Raw genomic sequence first — 16,699 nt, 5'->3', positions numbered from 1 at the left:
ATACTCAGGAATCCAGCGTTGCGGATCCACCGGCGTAGCAGCCGGGCGGATCCGGATCCACGAACAGGCCCGGGACGGGAGCCCCGGCAGCGTCTTCGGTGTTGACTCAACCCAGCCGCATCGACAACTCCACATCCTCGCCGAACGGCACGGACAGGTAGCCGTTCTCCGGGGAACGCACGCGCGCCAGGTATTCCGGGCAGTAGTCGGCGTTGTCGGCAACGATCAGCGCACCCGGCAGCAGGCGGCTCTCGACCAGGTCGAGCACTTCGCGGTAGAGGGACTTGGCGCCATCAAGCAGCAGCAGGTCGACGGATGCCGGAAGGCCGCCAGCCAGCGTTTCCAGGGCATCGCCTTCGCGGATTTCGACCAGATCGCCCACGCCGCCCTCGGCCAGATGTAGCCGGGCCCGCGCGACCTTCGACGGCTCGAACTCGGTGCCGATCAGGCGGCCGCCGCCGTTGTCGCGCAGCGCTGCCGCCAAGTGCAAGGTAGATAGCCCGAACGAAGTGCCGAACTCGACGATGTGGCGCGCGTTCGTGCTGCGCGCCAGCTGGTATAGCAGCACGCCGGTCTCGCGCGATACAGGCAGCCACAAGTCCTTGGCGCGGCTGTAGAAGTCGCGATATTCGGTTTTGCTGCGCATCAGTCGCTCGTGCTCTTCGCGAGGGATGCCGTCCAGGTCCGGGCTGGCGGCCTGATCGGCCTGCTCGAACAGGCGTTGCAGCAAGGGCGCCAGCGGCGCGGTGGTCAGTGTGGAAGTCATGGGCGTTGTCCTGTCGATGGTTGGGGACGCAAGGCGCCTGTGGCAAGCCGCCTTGAATACGATTAAATATTCGCATTACGCAAATAATATGATTAATTCATCGCATTCGAAATTCGTATTGCCATTCGTGTTTTCGTGCCGGCCCCGGTGCACGGAAAATCGCCCGGAATCCCCGGAAAAATGGCTTTCTTCGGCTACTTTCCAATAGCCGGACGCGGGAGCCGCGGGAAAGGTTCAGGTTTTCCGTCAGGAAAAGCGGCACGGGCGCCACCACGTCCGATGCTGCGCTAAAATGCGATTTTTACGTCGCATTAAAGCGCGCGACGAAACGAACGGATCCCCGTGCTTGAGACCTGTATCTCCCCGCCACCATGAACACTCGCCGCCGTCCCCAGATCGTCTCGCGCAAGCAACCGCAACAGGCGCGCTCGACTGAACTGGTCGCTGCCATCCTGGAAGCCGCCACCCAGGTTCTGGCCGAGGAAGGCGCCCCCCGGTTCACCACGGCGCGCGTCGCCGAAAAGGCCGGCGTCAGCGTCGGATCGCTCTATCAATATTTCCCTAACAAGGCGTCCATCCTGTTCAGGCTCCAGGTCGATGAATGGACGCAGACAAGCAGGATGTTGCGTAGCATCCTGGAGGATGCCAGCATCCCTCACCTGGACCGCCTGCGTAACCTCGTGCATGCTTTCCTTCGGTCCGAGTGCGACGAAGCGGAGGTGCGCGGAGCGCTCAATGACGCGGCTCCGCTCTATCGCGACAGCCCGGAGGCACGCAAGGCCCGGGCAGACGGAGACCAGATGATCGATGCCTTCATGAGGGAGGCCTTGCCGCAGGCGTCCGCCGCAACCCGCAAGCTGGCGGGCGATCTCGTTTTCACGACGCTCAGCGCGGTCGGCAGCAGCTACTCGCAGACCCGGCGCACCAAGGCGGAGATCAAGGCCTACGCCGATGCGATGGCCGACATGTTCCACGCCTACCTTGAAGGCGTCCAAGGCGCGTCCCCGCGGCGCTAAGCCTGTCCACCAACGGCGGGCCTGCGCATCAACGGCACGCCCGAAGCGCGCCATGGTAGAGTGCGAAGGCCCATCCCGTCCTCAGCCTTCGACACTGGAGCCCCCATGTCCGATCACATTGCATTGATGCGCCAGGCCGTCGACCTGGCGCACGAGAACCGCCTGCGCGGCGGTCGTCCGTTCGGCGCCGTGCTGGCGCGCAATGGCGAGATCGTCGCCACCGGGGTGAATGAAATCATCCAGACGCATGATCCCAGCACGCACGCCGAGATGCAGGCCATCCGCGCCGGCACCCGGAAGATGGGCACGCCCTCGCTGGCCGGCTGCACGGTCTATGCCAGCGGCCACCCCTGCCCCATGTGCCTCGCGGCGCTGGTGATGACGGGCGCCGAACGGGTTTTCTTCGCCTTCGACAACGACGACGCCACGCCCTACAACCTGTCGAGCGCGGGCGCCTACCAACGACTGCGCTTGAATCTGGACCCGCCGCCGCTGCCCATCGAGCGCGTGGACACCGGTATCACCGCGGCGCAACTTTACGGCGATGCGGCGTGGCCGGCTTGAGTCCGGGTAAGGCCGAGTGCGGCAAAAAAACAGGGGCGCAATCGAAAGATTGCGCCCCTGTTTCATTCCATCGCCGTTTTATCGATACGCCGAACCGGCTAGTGCAGCAGGCGCGGCAGCCACAGGGACACGTCCGGCACGTAGGTCACCAGCAGCAGGAAGGCTATCATCGCGATCAGCCACGGCGCCACCGCCACGGTGAGTTCCGTGATTCCCATGCGCGTAATGCCGCTGGCGACGTACAGGTTCAGCCCTACGGGCGGATGGCACATCCCCACTTCCATGTTGACGACGATCAGCACGCCGAAATGGATGGGATCGATGCCCAGCTTTTGCGCCACCGGAAACAGGATGGGCGCCATGATAAGCACGATGGATGACGGCTCCATCACGTTGCCCGCCAGCAGCAACAGCACATTGACCACCAGCAGGAAGGATATCGGCCCCAGGCCCTGCGCCAGCATCCATGCAGCCATCTGCTGCGGGATGTTCTCCGACGTCATCAGGAAGGAAAACAGCACGGCGTTGGTGATGATGTACAGCAGCATCGCGCTCATGCTGGCCGAGTCCAGCAGCACCCGCGGGATGTTGCGCAGGCGCATGTCGCCATACACGCAGGTCGATACGAAAAAGGCGTACACGGCGCTCACCGCGGCCGCTTCCGTCGGCGTGAAGATGCCGGCGTAGATGCCGCCCATCACCACGACGATCAGCAGCAGGCCCCACACGCTTTCCCAGTATGTGGTCCAGACGCGCTGGGCCTCGTAGCGCAACAGGCGCGGATGCCTGAACCTGCGTCCGATGCGATACGCGACGTAGAGCCAGGCCAGCGAAATGACGACCCCGAACAGTCCGATGCCCTGGGCGGCTTCCGGCACGACCACGCGCAGCACGCCATACAGCGCGAGGCAGATCAGGGCCGGCGGCACGATCGTGAACAGGACGCACATCAACAGGCCCCACAGCGCATTGGCGGTCGCCTGCATCGAGCTGTGCTGCTCGAACTCCCGGTGGCGGGGATAGTTGTTGCGCCGCGCGATGAACCAGGTCACGCCGCCCAGCAGCAGCGCCAGCAGGATGCCCGGCACCACGCCGGCCATGAAAAGGTCGCCCACCGACGTGTTGGTCGATACCGAATACAGCACCATCACGATGGACGGCGGGATCAGGATGCCCAGCGAACCGGACGTGGTGATGATGCCCGCGCCGAAGCGCGGCGGAAAGCCCTGCTTCACCATGGCCGGCAGGATGATCGAGCCGATGGCCATGACCGTCGCCGGGCTGGACCCCGAAATCGCCGCGAACAGCGCGCACGCCAACACCCCGGCGATGCCCAGTCCGCCGTGCATGTGGCCGACGATGCTGTTGGCGAAATCGATCATGCGCCGCGCCACCCCGCCGTGCGTCAGGAAGGCGCCTGCCAGGATGAAGAACGGGATGGCCATGATCTCGAAGTTCTCGATGCCGGTGAACAGCTTCAGCGCCACCGAATCCAGCGGCACGTCGGTCATCGTGAAAAGATAGGTCAGCACCGTCAGGCCCAGGGCGATGGAGACCGGCATGCCGGTCAACAGCAGCAGGACCAGCAGGCAGAAAATGAAGGCCGACTTGCCGAAGGCCAGGATGGCGCCGGCGAGCAACACCGCCAGGATCAGCATGGCCAGGCGCGTGTTGCGCGGATTGCCCTGCGCGGGCAGGGCTATGGGGGAAGTCTGGCTCACGTGCGCGCTCCCGACTGGAGGATTTCAGGGGAATCGGCGAAACCAGCGGCCTCCAGGCCCTCCACCTGCGAATGATCGTGCTTGGGCAATTCGTGCGTGCGCAGGAAACGAACGCAGACCTGCAGGAAACGGAAGCACATCAGATAGGATCCCAGCGGGACGCAGAGGAAGACGATCCAGCGCGGCCATTCCAGGTCCGGGGAAGTCGAGTCCGTGTGCGACAGCGCCCACACGAAGCGCGCGCCCAGCGTGCCGACCACGCCGGTGAACAGCGCCCCCGCGAGCAGGCTGACCACGATATAGGCCTTGCGTGTCCTGGGTTGCAGGCGGTTGATCAGGACATCCACGCCCACATGGATACCGGAGCGCACGCCATAGGCGGCGCCGAACTTGGCCATCCAGACGAACATGTAGATGCAAAGCTCCTGCGTCCAGCTGACGTCCATCGACAGCAGCCAGTCCTGCAAAAAGGGTATGGGAACGCCGGAGGCGTAGCGGTGTAGAACGGCCAGGAAGATGACCAGCGTGGCGCCGGCGATCAGGAAGCTGATCAGCCATTCTTCCAGGTGGTCGAGCAATTTCATCATCGACGTCATCCCGGGACGGCGTCTCGCAGCGCGAGGCGCCGTCCAAAACGGTAGAAGGCCGGCGTCGGCCGGCCAGGCATTGCGGCGCGACGGCGGCGTGACGCCGCCATGCGCGGATCGATTACATCGGCTTGCCGGTGGCCTTGTACACCTGCTGGATCAGGTCCTTGCCGATACGGCCTTCCTGGTCGCGGTGGACCTTGGCCAAGGCCTTTCTCCACGCGGCTTTCTGGTCCGGCGTGAGGTCGATGATCTGCGTGGTGCGGGCGTCCTTGATCTTCTGCAACGCTTCGTCATTTTCCTTCTTGGCGATGTCGTTGCCGTAGACCGTGGCGTCGTGCATGGCGCCTTCCAGCGTCGTGCGGATGTCGGCCGGCAGGCCGTCCCAGAACTTCTTGTTCGCGATCACGGCGTAGCCGATGTAGCCGTGATTGGACAGGGTGAGGTACTTCTGCACCTCATGCATGCGTTGCGTGTAGACGTTGGACGGCGTGTTTTCGGAGCCGTCCACCACGCCGGTCTGCATGGCCTGGTAGACCTCGGAGAAGGCCATCACCTGCGGAATGGCGCCCAGGGCGCGGAATTGCGCGTCGAGGACCTTGGAGGACTGGATGCGCATCTTGTGGCCGCGGAAGTCGGCGGGTTCGCGCAGCGGCTTGTTGTCCGTCATGACCTTGAAGCCGTTGTCCCAGAACGCCAGGCCGACGATGCCCTTGGATTCGAGCTTGCCCATCAGCGACTTGCCGACCGGCCCGTCGGTGACCTTGTGCAGGTCGTCGTAGTTGTCGAAGATGTACGGCAGGTCGAAGACCTCGAACTCCTTCAGGCCCAGGGGACCGAACTTCGCCAGCGACGGCGCGAGCATCTGCACCGAGCCCAGTTGCAGCGCTTCGAGTTCTTCCTTGTCCTTGTATAGCTGGCTGTTAGGGTAAACCTCCACCTTCACCTTGCCATGGGTGCGTTCCTCGGCCAGTTTCTTGAACTGTTCGGCGGCCTTGCCCTTGGGGGTGTCGGTCGCGACGACGTGGCTGAACTTGATGACGATGGGTCCGTCCGCCCTGGCCGTGCCCGCCACGGCCAAGGTTGACAGGCAAAGCGTGGCGATCAAATATCGCATTTTCATGGTTAGTCTCCTCCGGGTTGTTTCTTGTCGCCAGGCCGCCCAAGGCACAGGCGCAGCCTGGGGGCATTCTGTGGGGTTCTGGGGCCCTTATTGGAGTCGGATTATGTCGGGGCAGACGAAGCCGGACAATACGTATTCCCCACATTTTTCGCGCTGGCGCAGCGACGCCGCGACCCAATGGCGCGTCGGCCTGCCGCTGGCGGTCATCCTGCTTATCGCGGCCGGCGCCATCGCCGCACTGCTGATATCGCGCGGAATCGAACACGAGCGCCGCGATGAGCAGATGATCTCGGACACCTTGTGGGCAGGGCAGTCGATCGATTTCGAGACCAATCGCCTGATCGAGTCCTTGCAGGTCCTGTACCGCGACGTGGAGCTGGACGGCGGGCGCGATCCGGGGCTCTTCGCGCGGCGCGCGGCCGAACTGCAACAGCGCAGCCCCGAGATGCGCCTGCTATGCCGGCTGGCGCCGGGCGAGCCGCCGCGGCAATGCTTTCCACAACGGCCGCCCGCCGGCCTGGAGTCGGCCGAACCGTGGATGGGCGTGGCGGACCGCGCCTGGCGCCTGAAGCATCCGGCCGCGGACCTCTGGCGCGGCGCTTCCGACCGTGGCATGGTGCTGCTGGCGGTCCCGGTCGACGACGGCGCGCTGGTAGCGCTGGTTTCCCTTCCCCATCTTCTGAGCGATACCCTGCCGTGGTGGTTCGCGCACGACAATGAAGTCACGCTGACCGATCTCGACGGCAATGTCCTGGCCGTGCGCGACCCTGGCGTGAAGGGACGCGGCGTCTACCAGCACCGCATGGACAGCGGCATCGCGGGCCTGGAATTCTCCTTGAACGCCAACAGCACCCGCGAACTGCCGCGCGTCGTGCCCAACCTGCTCGCGGGCGCGGTCATCGCCCTGGCGCTGCTGCTGGCATGGTCGGTGTGGATGCTGGGCCAGGACCTGAAGCGCCGCATGCGCACCGAACGGGCGCTACGCGAGCAACAGGCCTTCAGGCAGGCCATGGAGAACTCGCTGATGTCCGGCCTGCGGGCGCGCGACCTGGACGGCATGATCACCTATGTGAATCCCGCCTTCTGCGACATGGTCGGGTACGACGAAACCGAACTCATCGGCTCGCGCCCTCCCATGCCATACTGGGCCCCCGAGAACACGGAGCAATCCCTGCGGCGCCACGAACAGTTGCTGGCACGGACCCTGCGTTCCGACCCCTTCGAATCCGTCTACCTGCGCCGCGACGGCACGCGGCTGTCCGTGCTGGTCAGCGAAGCGCCGCTGCTGGACGGCAATGGCAGGCAGACCGGCTGGATGGCGTCCATCATGGACGTCACCGAGCAGAAGAAAGCCGAGGATTTCCGCCGCATGCAGGACGAGCGCATCAATCACCGCTCACGGCTGATGACGCTGGGCGAAATGGCGTCCGCTTTGGCGCATGAACTGAACCAGCCCCTGGCGGCGATCAACAGCTACTGCTCGGCGGCCGACAACCTGCTGCGCCATGCCGACCGGGACGCGGCCGCCTCGCGCGACGTGCATGGCGACATCGGCGCGATGGTCTCCAAGGCCCGCGCCCAGGCCGAACGCGCGGGGCACATCATCAGCCGCGTCCACAGCTTCGTGCGCAAGGCCGAACTGACGCTGGCCCCGGCCTCCCTGGCCGAAGTCATTACCGGCCTGTTGCCGCTCATCCGCCTGCAGACCACGCGCGGCGGCGAATCGATACAGCTGCGGGTGCCGGAGGGACTGCCGCGCGCGCTGGTCGACCGGGTGTTGCTGGAACAGGTCGTGCTGAACCTGACGCGCAATGCGTTCGAGGCGATGGCCGGCCTGCCGCCGGCGACTCGCCGAGTGCTGATTTCCGTCCGCGCGATGGACGTGGGCGGTGACGGCCACGGGCCCTTGCGCGTGGAAGTGCGCGATTGGGGCCACGGCCTGGCCGCCGACCTGGAGCAGGCGCTGGAAACGCCTTTCTTCACCACCAAGCCGGAGGGCATGGGCATGGGATTGTCCGTATGCCGCTCCGCGCTGGAAATGATGCGCTCGCATTTGCGCTACGAGACCGCGGAGGTGGGCGCGCGCTTCTACTTCGACCTGCCGGCCGCGGCGGGGATGGACACGCTACAGGAGGCCGAATGACCCGGGAATCCAATATCCACCTGGTCGATGACGACGAGGTCGTGCGCGATGCGCTGGATGCGCTGTTCCGCTCGCGCGGCCTCGCGCTGCGGGGGTACGCGAACGCGGACCAGTTCCTGCGGGCCTGGCGGGACGAGGCGCTGGCGGACACGCCTTCCTGCCTGGTCCTGGACGTGCGCATGCCGGGCATGAGCGGCCTGGAGCTCTTCGAGCAGTTGAAGGCGCACGGCCTGGCGCCGCATCATGCCGTGATTTTCCTGACCGGCCATGGCGATATCCCGATGGCGGTCGAGGCGCTGCGGGGCGGCGCCTATTATTTCTTCGAGAAGCCCCACTCGGGCAACCAGCTCGTCGACCGCGTGGAGGAAAGCCTGGCGCACGTCCGCCGGGTGGCCGAGAACGCAGCGCGCGGGTCCGGCGCGCTGCTGGAGACGCTGAGCCCGCGCGAACGCGAAATCGCCCAGCAGATCGTGGAAGACCGCAGCAACCGGCAGATCGCCGAGGCGCTGTGCATCAGCGTGCGCACGGTCGAAGTGCATCGTGCGCGTATCTTCGCCAAGCTGGAGGTCAAGAGCGCGGTGGGACTGGCGCAGCTGATGGCCAACTGAGGCCGCGTCCCGCGGTCATTGCGGCGTCCGGCGCAGCACCTGGCCGGGCCGCGCACCGGTGGCGCGGCCATCGCGCCATACCGCCTGTCCATTGGTCCAGACGGTATGGATGCCCACCGACGGCATGAGCGGCTGCGCGAACGTGGCGCGGTCCTCGACCCGCCCCGCGTCCAGCAGCACCACGTCCGCCGGCGCGCCTACCCGCAGGACGCCCCGGCCGGCCAGCCCGAAACGCGCGGCGGTCAGGCCGGTCATCTTGTGCACCGCCTTCTCCAGCGCGAACAAGCCCAGGCCGCGCGAGTAATGGCCCAGTACGCGCGGGAAGGTGCCCCACAAGCGCGGATGCGGCTTCTCGTCGTGCGGCAAGCCGTCGGAACCTATCATCGTGTCATCGAACTGCAGGATGCGCTGCACGTCGGCATCGTCCATGCGGAAATAGATCGCGCCGGCGGGCGACAGGCGGTCGACCGCCTCGTGCAGGCCGCAACCCAGTTCGCGCGCGGCCTCGTCCAGGTCCCGGCCCGTGTACTGTGGCAAGGCTCGCGACCAGGTGACGATGACGCGCGAGGCCCCATCGACCAGGTCGTGCGTCAGGATCGTGGAGGACGCGTTGTACGGATAGCAGTCCAGGCATATCGCCTGCCGCGTCATCTGCTCGCGGATGCGCGCCAGGGTTTCCACCGAGCGGCCGTGGTTGGCCGCGCCCACCACCTTGTGGTGCGAGATGACGACAGGCACGCCCAGCTCGCGGCCGACGCGAAAGCTCTCTTCCAGCGACGCCATCACGGTGTCGCCCTCGTCGCGCATGTGCGTGCAGTAAAGACCCTGCCGCGGCGTGAGCGGGCGACAGACTTCTATCAGCTCCTCGACGGTGGCTGCCGCCGCCGGCGCGTAGGCCAGGCCGCTCGATACGCCGATCGCGCCCGCTTCCATCGCCTCTTCGACGCGGTCCCGCATGCGCGCGATTTCCTGCCCGCTGGCGGGTCGCCCGAGGTCGTCCATTTCGATGACGCGCAGGTTCGTGTGCCCCACCAGCATGGCGCAATTGGTGGCCGCGGGTTGCGCGCGCAGGCCGTCCAGGTAGTCGCCAAAACGTGGATACCGGTACCAGCGGCCGCTGCCGTCCAGGAGATCCAGGGGCGGAACGGGTACGCCGTCGCGCATGGGCGGCATGGGCGCCAGCGAGATGCCGCAGTTGCCGCCGATCACGGTGGTGACGCCCTGGCTGACCTTGGGCGCCATGTCGCCGTCGGACAGCATGACGCGGTCGTCGTGCGTATGCGCGTCGATGAAGCCAGGCGTGACCGTCAAGCCTGGCGCGGCGATCTCCTCTCGACCCCGCGCGCCGGCCAGGTCGCCGATGCGCGCGATGTAGCCGCCGTCGATGGCGACGTCGGCCGTGTAGCGCGGAGCGCCGGTGCCGTCCACCACGTCCGCGCCACGGATCAGGATGTCATGGGTACTGCCATGCTTGGAAGCGTTCATCGCGTTATGCCTGTCGTCGATGTGACTGTCGTCGATATACCGGCCGGACCGGGCCCGCCAGCCGATACGTGGAAATTCCCGGCAAGATCAAGCCGCCGGCGCGGGACGGAAATGCCGGAAGTCCCAATGCCTGCCCGGCGCTGCGTCCAGCAAGGTGCGCGTATAGGCGGCGTTGGGGGCGGTCAGCACATCCAGCGCGCGCCCGCTTTCCACGATATGCCCTTTCTGCATCACCACGATGCTGTCGCAGATCTGCGCCGCCACCCGCAAGTCGTGCGTCACGAAAAGCACCGCCACGCCCGTGCGGGCGCGCACCTCGTCCAGCAGGGCCAGCACCTGGGCCTGGACCGACACATCCAGGGCGGACACCGCTTCGTCGGCGATCAGGATGTCCGGCTCCAGCGCCAGCGCCCGCGCGATGCAGATCCGCTGCCGCTGGCCGCCCGAGAACTGGTGTGGATAACGCGCCATGGCGTCGTCGTCCAGGCCCACCAGCGCCAGCAGCTCGCGGACGCGGTGCAGCGCCCGCTTTTCGTCTTCGCCGTAGTTGCTCATGCCCTCGATCAGCGACTCGCCGATGCGCACGCGCGGGTTGAGCGACCGATACGGATCCTGGAACACCATCTGCACCCGGCGCCGCATCCGGCGCAGCGCCTCGCCGCGCTTGTGGGTAATATCTTCCCCATGCACCCGGATGGCGCCCGCGCTGGGTTCGTGCAGACGGGCGACGCAGCGCGCCACGGTGGATTTTCCGGACCCGGACTCGCCGACCACGCCGAGGATCTCTCCGCGCCGGATCCGCAGGTGGATATCCACCGCCGCCGCGACCGCGCGGCGCCGGAGACCCTGCCGCGTTTCGTAGGTTTTCGCGACGCCCTCCACGTCCAGCACCACGTCAGCCGTCTTCGGCGGCCGGGGCTCGGGCACCAGGCTGGGAACCGAGGACACCAGCATGCGCGTGTAGGGTTGCGCCGGGCGCGCAAGAATGTCTTCGCGCGCGCCCGTTTCGACGACGCTGCCGCGATGCATCACCACCACGCGGTCGGCGATTTCCGCCACCACGCCGAAGTCGTGCGTGATGAAAAGCACGGCGGTGTTGTGCTTGACCTGCAACTCGCGGATCAGGGCCAGGATCTGCTTCTGCGTAGTCACGTCCAGCGCCGTGGTGGGCTCGTCGGCGATCAGCAGGCGCGGTTGCAAGATCAGGGCCATGCAGATGACGACGCGCTGGCGCTGTCCGCCGGACAATTGGTGCGGATAGGACGCATAGATGCGCTCGGGGTCCGGCAGGTGCACGGCCGCGAGCATTTCCAGCACCCGCGCGCGCCGGGCGGCCCGGTCCAGGCGGGTATGGATGCACAGGACCTCGTCGATCTGCCGCCCCACCGGCTCGACCGGGCTGAGGGCGGTCATCGGCTCCTGGAACACCATCGCCATGCGCGTGGCGCGCAACTGGCGCAGCCGCGCGGGCGAGGCCTGCAAGACGTCCTCGCCATCGACCAGGATGCTGCCGCCGGCGGCTCGCAGGCTGTCCGGCGGCAAGAGGCCCATGATCGCGAAGGAACTGACCGATTTACCGGAACCGGACTCGCCGACGATGCAAAGCGTCTCGCCCGGGCGGATATCGAAGCCCACGCCGCGCACGACTTCGCGGCCATGGGCGCCGGCGGTGCGCACGACCAGGTCGCGCACCTGGAGCACGGGCGCGCGATTATCCGGCGCGGCCTGCGCGGCGGGCATGGCGGGTATTGAAATCGTCGGGCTCATGGCACGCTACTCGCATCGGGTGGATAGGTCGAACGGCAAGGGCCGGCATGGGCCGGCATGGGGCGGCATGGGGGTCATGGGGCGTCGGCAATCGGTCGCCTTCCGATCGGTCGTTTTCATTTCGCCGCGAGCCTCGGATCGAGCACGTCCCGCAGGACGTCGCCCAGGATGTTGACCGCCAGCAACGTCAATGCCAGCACGATGCCGGGATACAGCACCAGGCCGGGCACCAGCTGGAAGTACATGCGGCCGTCGGCCATCATGTTGCCCCAGGAAGGAATCTCGGTCGGCAGGCCGGCGCCCAGGAAGCTGAGCGTGGCCTCGGTCAGGATGGCGGAGGCGAAGGTGAAAGTCCCCTGCACCACCAGCGGCGCGATGGTATTGGGAACCATGTGCCGCCACAGCAGGCGGTGGGCGCGCGCGCCCATGGAAATGGCGGCCTCCACGTACGGCTCGCCGCGCGCCCCCAGGATGACGCCGCGCACCAGACGCACCACGCGCGGGACCTCCGGCACGGTGATGGCCACCAGCACCGTCACCAGCGTGCCGCCGGTCAGCGACACCAGCGCGATGGCCAGCAGGATGCTGGGGATGGCCATGATGCCGTCCATCACGCGCATGATGATCGCGTCGGCGCGGCGGAAATAGCCCGCCACCACGCCGATGAACAGCCCCAGCAGCGCACTGGCCAGCGTCGCGCCCGCGCCGACGACCAGCGACACCCGCGCGCCATGGAGCAGGCGCGCATAGGTGTCCCGCCCGAAGGCGTCGGTGCCCAGCCAGTGCTCGGCGGACATCTTGCCCAGGCGCTGCGCCGGGTCGATGGCCACGGGATCGGCATGGGAAAGCAGCGGCGCGCACACCGCCATGAACACCACCGCCGCGAATACGGCAAGGGCGATCGCCACCAGCGGGCTGCTCAGCTCGCGGCGCCAGCGTGCGGCCCAAGCCCTTCCCGGTGGCGGCGCCACGACCTGGGCCGCGAGCGCGCCCATCTGGATGTCCTTCGTAGGTTCGATATTCATGGAACGTCCCGACCAGGCTGGAAACCGCGCCGTCAATAACGGATACGCGGGTCGAACAGCGTATAGAGCAGGTCTACCGCCAGGTTGATCATGATGTAGGTGAAGGAGAAGAACAGGATCAGTCCCTGTATCACCGGATAATCCCTCGCCAGCACCGCCTCGACCACCAGGCGCCCCAGCCCGGGCAGGTTGAAGACAGATTCCGTGACGACCACGCCCGTGATGAGGGATGCGATGCCTATGCCGACGATGGTGACGATGGGCACGGCCGCATTGCGCAACCCGTGACGCAGCAGGATGGCGGTCTCGCGCGCGCCCTTCGCGCGGGCGGTGCGCACGAAGTCCTCGCCCAGCACCTCGATGATGCTGCTGCGGGTGATGCGGGCGACCAGCGCGATGTAGATGCCGCTCAAGGCCAGGGTGGGCAGCACCAGCCGCTGCGCATAGGGCCAGAAGCCGGCGGCCGCCTGCTTGTATCCCTGCACGGGAAACCAGCCCAGCTTCAACGCCAGCAGGTAGATCAGCAGGTAGCCGATGACGAAGGTCGGCACGGAAAAGCCCAGCACCGACAGCGCCATTACCACGCGATCCAGCCATTTCCCCCGGCGGGCGGCCGCGATGACGCCCAGCGGGATCGCCACCAGCAGCGTAAAGACGATGGTGCAGGCCGCCAGCGACAGGGTGGGACCGACGCGGCCCGCGATCATGCTGGTGACGGGCGTGCCGGACAGCAAGGATACGCCCAGGTCGCCATGCAGCAGCTGGCCGCCCCACACCACGAACTGGGTGGGGATGGGCTGGTCCAGCCCCATGGTCTTGCGGATCTGCGCCAGTTGCGCCGGGCTGGCGTCGTCGCCGGCGAGGATCGCCGCCGGATCGCCCGGGGTCAGCCGCAGCAGCGCGAAGACCACCACCGCGACCATCGCCACCACCGGCACGGTGGCGATCACCCTGCGCACCACGTAGCTCAGCATGAGCGCCTCACTTGTCCGATTTCTTGAGATTCCAGAACACCGTCACCGGCGCCGCCACGATGCCCGTCAACCGGGTGCTATAGGCTGCGGGAATCTGGAATTGGCCCAGCGGGGCCACGACGCCTTCGTCGATCGCCAGCTTCTGGATCCGCGCGGCGATCTGCTTGCGCTCGGCGGCGTCGGCCGCTTGGGCGTACTTCACGCGCAATGCCTCGATCTCCGGCACGTCGGGCCATCCGGCCCAGGCCTTGCGGCCATTGGCCGCCAGCGTGGTGTTGCCGAAGGGATCGCCGCTGCTGGCCAGGATGCTGTAGGTGGAGAAGATGTTCCAGCCGCCCTCTTCCGGCGACTTCTGGTTGCCTTGCTGCGTCACCACGGTCTGCCAGTCCATGGTCTTCATCTTCACGTTGAAGCCCGCCTTGCGCAGCGCCGACCCGATGACCACGGGCTGCGCGGACAGCATGGCGATATCGGTGGGCTGCAGGACCACCACGGGCGTGCCGTCATACTTCGCTTCCTTGAGCAGGGCCTTGGCCTTGTCCAGGTTGCCCGGGATGACCCAATCCGCGCCATAGTTGTCGCCATTGGGATTGCCGCAGCCCATCACGGCCGCGCAAGTCCTGTAGTACTTGGGATTGCCCACCAGCGCCTTGAGCACGTCTTCCTGGCTGACGGCGGCCATGGCGGCCTGGCGCACCAGCTTGTTGTCGAAGGGCGGGTAAAGGTGGTTCATGCGGAAGTAGGTCCAGGCGCCCAGCTTGTCGATCACTTCCACCTTGAGGCCGTCGTGGTTCTCCACCATGGGCAGCAGGTCGAACGGCACCTGCTGGATGAAATCCACCTCGCCGTTCTGCAAGGCGTTGACCGCCGTCATCTGGTCGGGCATGCCCACCCACTCCACGCGGTCGACCTTGACCACCTTGCCGCCCGCGGTCCAGCTGGGCGGCTCGCTGCGCGGCACGTAATCCTTGTTCTTTTCGTACACCACCTTCAGGCCGGGCTTGAACTCGGCCGCCACGAACTTGAACGGGCCGGAGCCGACGTACTCGGTGATGGGCTGGGACGCCGGCGTGTCGGCGATGCGCTTGGGCATCATGAACGCAGGGCGCGAACTGATCTTGGACAGGCCTTCGAGCAGCAGGGGCGTGGGCTGCTTGAGCACCACCTTGAAGTGGCTGGCGTCGACCGCGTCCATGCTTTGCACCATGGTCATCAAGACCTGCCCCGTGGCGTCGACGCTGGCCCAGCGGTTGATGGACGCGATGCAGTCCTCCGACGTGACCGGCTTGCCGTCATGCCACTTCAAGCCGTCGCGCAGCGTGAAGGTGTAGGTCTTCTGGTCATCGCTGACCTGCCAGCTGGCCATCTGCGGCTGTATCTTGAAATGCTCGTCCAGGCCCAGCAGGGTGTCATAGATCATGTAGCCATGATCGCGCGTCAGGAAGGCCGTGGTGAGTATCGGGTCCAGCACACGCAGGCCGGATTGCATGACGGCGGTCACCGTTTCCGCTTGCGCGGCGGGACTGGCCACCAGAACGCCCGCCAGTGCCGAGGCCAGGAAGACTTGGCGGACGCCCCGCCGCAGGTTCAGTTTCAGCTTCATGATGCATTCCCTTGTGTCGTTGGTATGCCCGGCCGCCCTGCCGGTGAGTATTTCGGGCAGTCGCCCCGGCTACAGCATGAACAAGCGATCGGCGACGGCCGACGGCCGATGCGCGATGCGGTCCGCCAGCACGCCCGCGCTGCCGGCGGCCAGCGTGAATCCCAATGCGCCGTGCCCGGCGTTTATCCACAGGTTGCGATAGGGCGTGGCGCCGATCAGCGGCTTGCTGTCCGGGCGCGCCGGCCGCAAGCCCGCCCACTCCTCGGGCGGCCCCGCCTCGTTGAGCCGGGGAAGATAACGCCGCACCTGAACCTTCAGCCCGGCGATGCGGCGCGTATCCACGTCGCCCGAACGGGCGCCGATATCGACCATGCCCGCCACCCGCAACCGGTTGCCCAGGCGCGCATAGACCACCTTGTTGTGGACGTCGCTCAGGCTGGTGCGCGGCGCCCGGCTGGCATCGGTCAGCGTATAGGTCAGGCTGTAGCCCTTGAGCGGGTAGATGAGCGGATCCACGCCGACTTCGCGGCATAGCGCCTGCGCGCCCACGCCGTTGGCGATGACATAGCCGTCCGCCTCCAGCGCGCCGGCGCTGGTCTGCGCGGCCACGATGCGACCGCCCTCGGTCCGCAGGCGTTCCACGCGCGTACCGAAATGGAAGCGCACGCCGGACGCTTGCGCCAACCTTCCCTGCAAGGCGCCGCACAGCGCCAGGCAATCGCCCGCGTCCTCGCTGGGCGTGTAGATGCCGCCCACGATGCGCTCGGCGATGTCCGCCAGGGCCGGCTCCAGCGCCAGGCATGCGGCCCGGTCCAGGGCCTGCTGCTCGCAGCCGAGGCTGGCCTGGTAGTCCATCAGGGCGCGCGCGGCGTCATAGGCCTGCCTGTCCTGGTAGACGAGCAGTTTGCCGCTGGACGCGAAATCGAAGCGCAGGCCTTCCCGGGCCACCAGGTCATGCATGAGTCGCCGGCTGTGCAGGCCCAATTGCAGCAGTTCGGCTGTGGTGCGGTCCGCGGTATCGCGGCGGCACGCGCGCAGGAAACCTAGCGCCCAGCGCCACTGCGCGGGATCGGCGCGCAGGCGCAGCCGCAGGGGCGAGTTCGGCTGCGCCAGCCATGCGGGCAGCTTGCGCAGCACGCCCGCGTCGGCCAGGGGGGCCACGAAGCTGTAGCTCAGCTGGGCGCCATTGGCCCGGCTGGTCCCCACGCCGGCCTGGGCCGCGCCGTCGACCACCGTCACCGCGTGGCCGTCGCGAGCCAGCGCATAGGCCGACGTCATGCCGATGATGCCGGCGCCGATCACGAGTATATGCATGCC

The 16,699-nt window shown here is 66.8% G+C and carries 14 protein-coding genes; 4 read left to right on the top strand and 10 right to left on the bottom strand.

Annotated elements, in window-relative coordinates:
- Positions 1–106: 106 nt before the first annotated feature.
- On the bottom strand, positions 107–766 hold the full coding sequence (locus C7R54_RS19875; RefSeq protein ID WP_129152172.1) for an O-methyltransferase: 660 nt from the start codon (positions 764–766) through the stop codon (positions 107–109).
- A 371-nt stretch (positions 767–1,137) separates the two neighbouring features.
- Here C7R54_RS19875 and C7R54_RS19870 point away from each other — a divergent pair, with 371 nt between their 5' ends.
- Both C7R54_RS19870 and C7R54_RS19865 read left to right on the top strand, forming a co-directional pair.
- Complete coding sequence (locus C7R54_RS19870) at positions 1,138–1,782, top strand: TetR/AcrR family transcriptional regulator (RefSeq protein WP_129152171.1); 645 nt, start codon at positions 1,138–1,140, stop codon at positions 1,780–1,782.
- Between the two features lie 105 nt (positions 1,783–1,887).
- Positions 1,888–2,346 (top strand): nucleoside deaminase, encoded by a 459-nt coding sequence (locus C7R54_RS19865; RefSeq protein WP_129152170.1) that lies wholly within the window; start codon positions 1,888–1,890, stop codon positions 2,344–2,346.
- A 98-nt stretch (positions 2,347–2,444) separates the two neighbouring features.
- Here C7R54_RS19865 and C7R54_RS19860 read toward each other — a convergent pair whose 3' ends face one another.
- The 3 genes from C7R54_RS19860 to C7R54_RS19850 all read right to left on the bottom strand — a co-directional run bounded on the left by C7R54_RS19860 (position 2,445) and on the right by C7R54_RS19850 (position 5,777).
- The gene (locus tag C7R54_RS19860) at positions 2,445–4,004 is read right to left on the bottom strand and encodes a TRAP transporter large permease (RefSeq protein ID WP_204524370.1); all 1,560 of its coding nucleotides are present in this window, start codon (positions 4,002–4,004) and stop codon (positions 2,445–2,447) included.
- A gap of 59 nt (positions 4,005–4,063) precedes the next feature.
- Positions 4,064–4,651, bottom strand: coding sequence for a TRAP transporter small permease (locus C7R54_RS19855; RefSeq protein ID WP_129152452.1), 588 nt, complete (start codon positions 4,649–4,651; stop codon positions 4,064–4,066).
- Positions 4,652–4,775: 124 nt separating this feature from the next.
- Positions 4,776–5,777, bottom strand: coding sequence for a TRAP transporter substrate-binding protein (locus tag C7R54_RS19850; RefSeq protein WP_129152168.1), 1,002 nt, complete (start codon positions 5,775–5,777; stop codon positions 4,776–4,778).
- Between the two features lie 103 nt (positions 5,778–5,880).
- Here C7R54_RS19850 and C7R54_RS19845 point away from each other — a divergent pair, with 103 nt between their 5' ends.
- Both C7R54_RS19845 and C7R54_RS19840 read left to right on the top strand, forming a co-directional pair.
- Positions 5,881–7,920: a sensor histidine kinase gene (locus C7R54_RS19845; protein ID WP_129152167.1), complete on the top strand. Its 2,040-nt coding sequence runs from the start codon at positions 5,881–5,883 to the stop codon at positions 7,918–7,920.
- A complete protein-coding gene (locus tag C7R54_RS19840; protein ID WP_129152166.1) occupies positions 7,917–8,528 on the top strand; it encodes a response regulator transcription factor in 612 nt (203 codons plus the stop codon). The genes C7R54_RS19845 and C7R54_RS19840 overlap by 4 nt, the downstream gene beginning before the upstream one ends.
- Positions 8,529–8,543: 15 nt before the next feature.
- Here C7R54_RS19840 and C7R54_RS19835 read toward each other — a convergent pair whose 3' ends face one another.
- From C7R54_RS19835 to C7R54_RS19810, 6 genes are all read right to left on the bottom strand, one after another.
- Positions 8,544–10,013, bottom strand: coding sequence for an N-acyl-D-amino-acid deacylase family protein (locus tag C7R54_RS19835; protein WP_129152165.1), 1,470 nt, complete (start codon positions 10,011–10,013; stop codon positions 8,544–8,546).
- Positions 10,014–10,100: 87 nt separating this feature from the next.
- Positions 10,101–11,753: a dipeptide ABC transporter ATP-binding protein gene (locus C7R54_RS19830; protein ID WP_129152451.1), complete on the bottom strand. Its 1,653-nt coding sequence runs from the start codon at positions 11,751–11,753 to the stop codon at positions 10,101–10,103.
- Positions 11,754–11,896: 143 nt separating this feature from the next.
- On the bottom strand, positions 11,897–12,805 hold the full coding sequence (locus C7R54_RS19825; RefSeq protein WP_377815131.1) for an ABC transporter permease: 909 nt from the start codon (positions 12,803–12,805) through the stop codon (positions 11,897–11,899).
- 32 nt (positions 12,806–12,837) lie between these two features.
- Positions 12,838–13,779, bottom strand: a complete 942-nt coding sequence (locus C7R54_RS19820) for an ABC transporter permease (protein WP_129152164.1) — start codon at positions 13,777–13,779, stop codon at positions 12,838–12,840.
- Between the two features lie 7 nt (positions 13,780–13,786).
- On the bottom strand, positions 13,787–15,382 hold the full coding sequence (locus tag C7R54_RS19815; protein ID WP_129152163.1) for an ABC transporter substrate-binding protein: 1,596 nt from the start codon (positions 15,380–15,382) through the stop codon (positions 13,787–13,789).
- A 69-nt stretch (positions 15,383–15,451) separates the two neighbouring features.
- The gene (locus tag C7R54_RS19810) at positions 15,452–16,696 is read right to left on the bottom strand and encodes a D-amino acid dehydrogenase (RefSeq protein ID WP_129152162.1); all 1,245 of its coding nucleotides are present in this window, start codon (positions 16,694–16,696) and stop codon (positions 15,452–15,454) included.
- Positions 16,697–16,699 lie beyond the last annotated feature (3 nt).

Origin of the sequence: Achromobacter aloeverae (genome assembly GCF_004121055.1) — a bacterium.
Lineage (GTDB): Bacteria > Pseudomonadota > Gammaproteobacteria > Burkholderiales > Burkholderiaceae_B > Bordetella_C > Bordetella_C aloeverae.
This window is presented reverse-complemented; position numbering and strand designations above follow the sequence as displayed.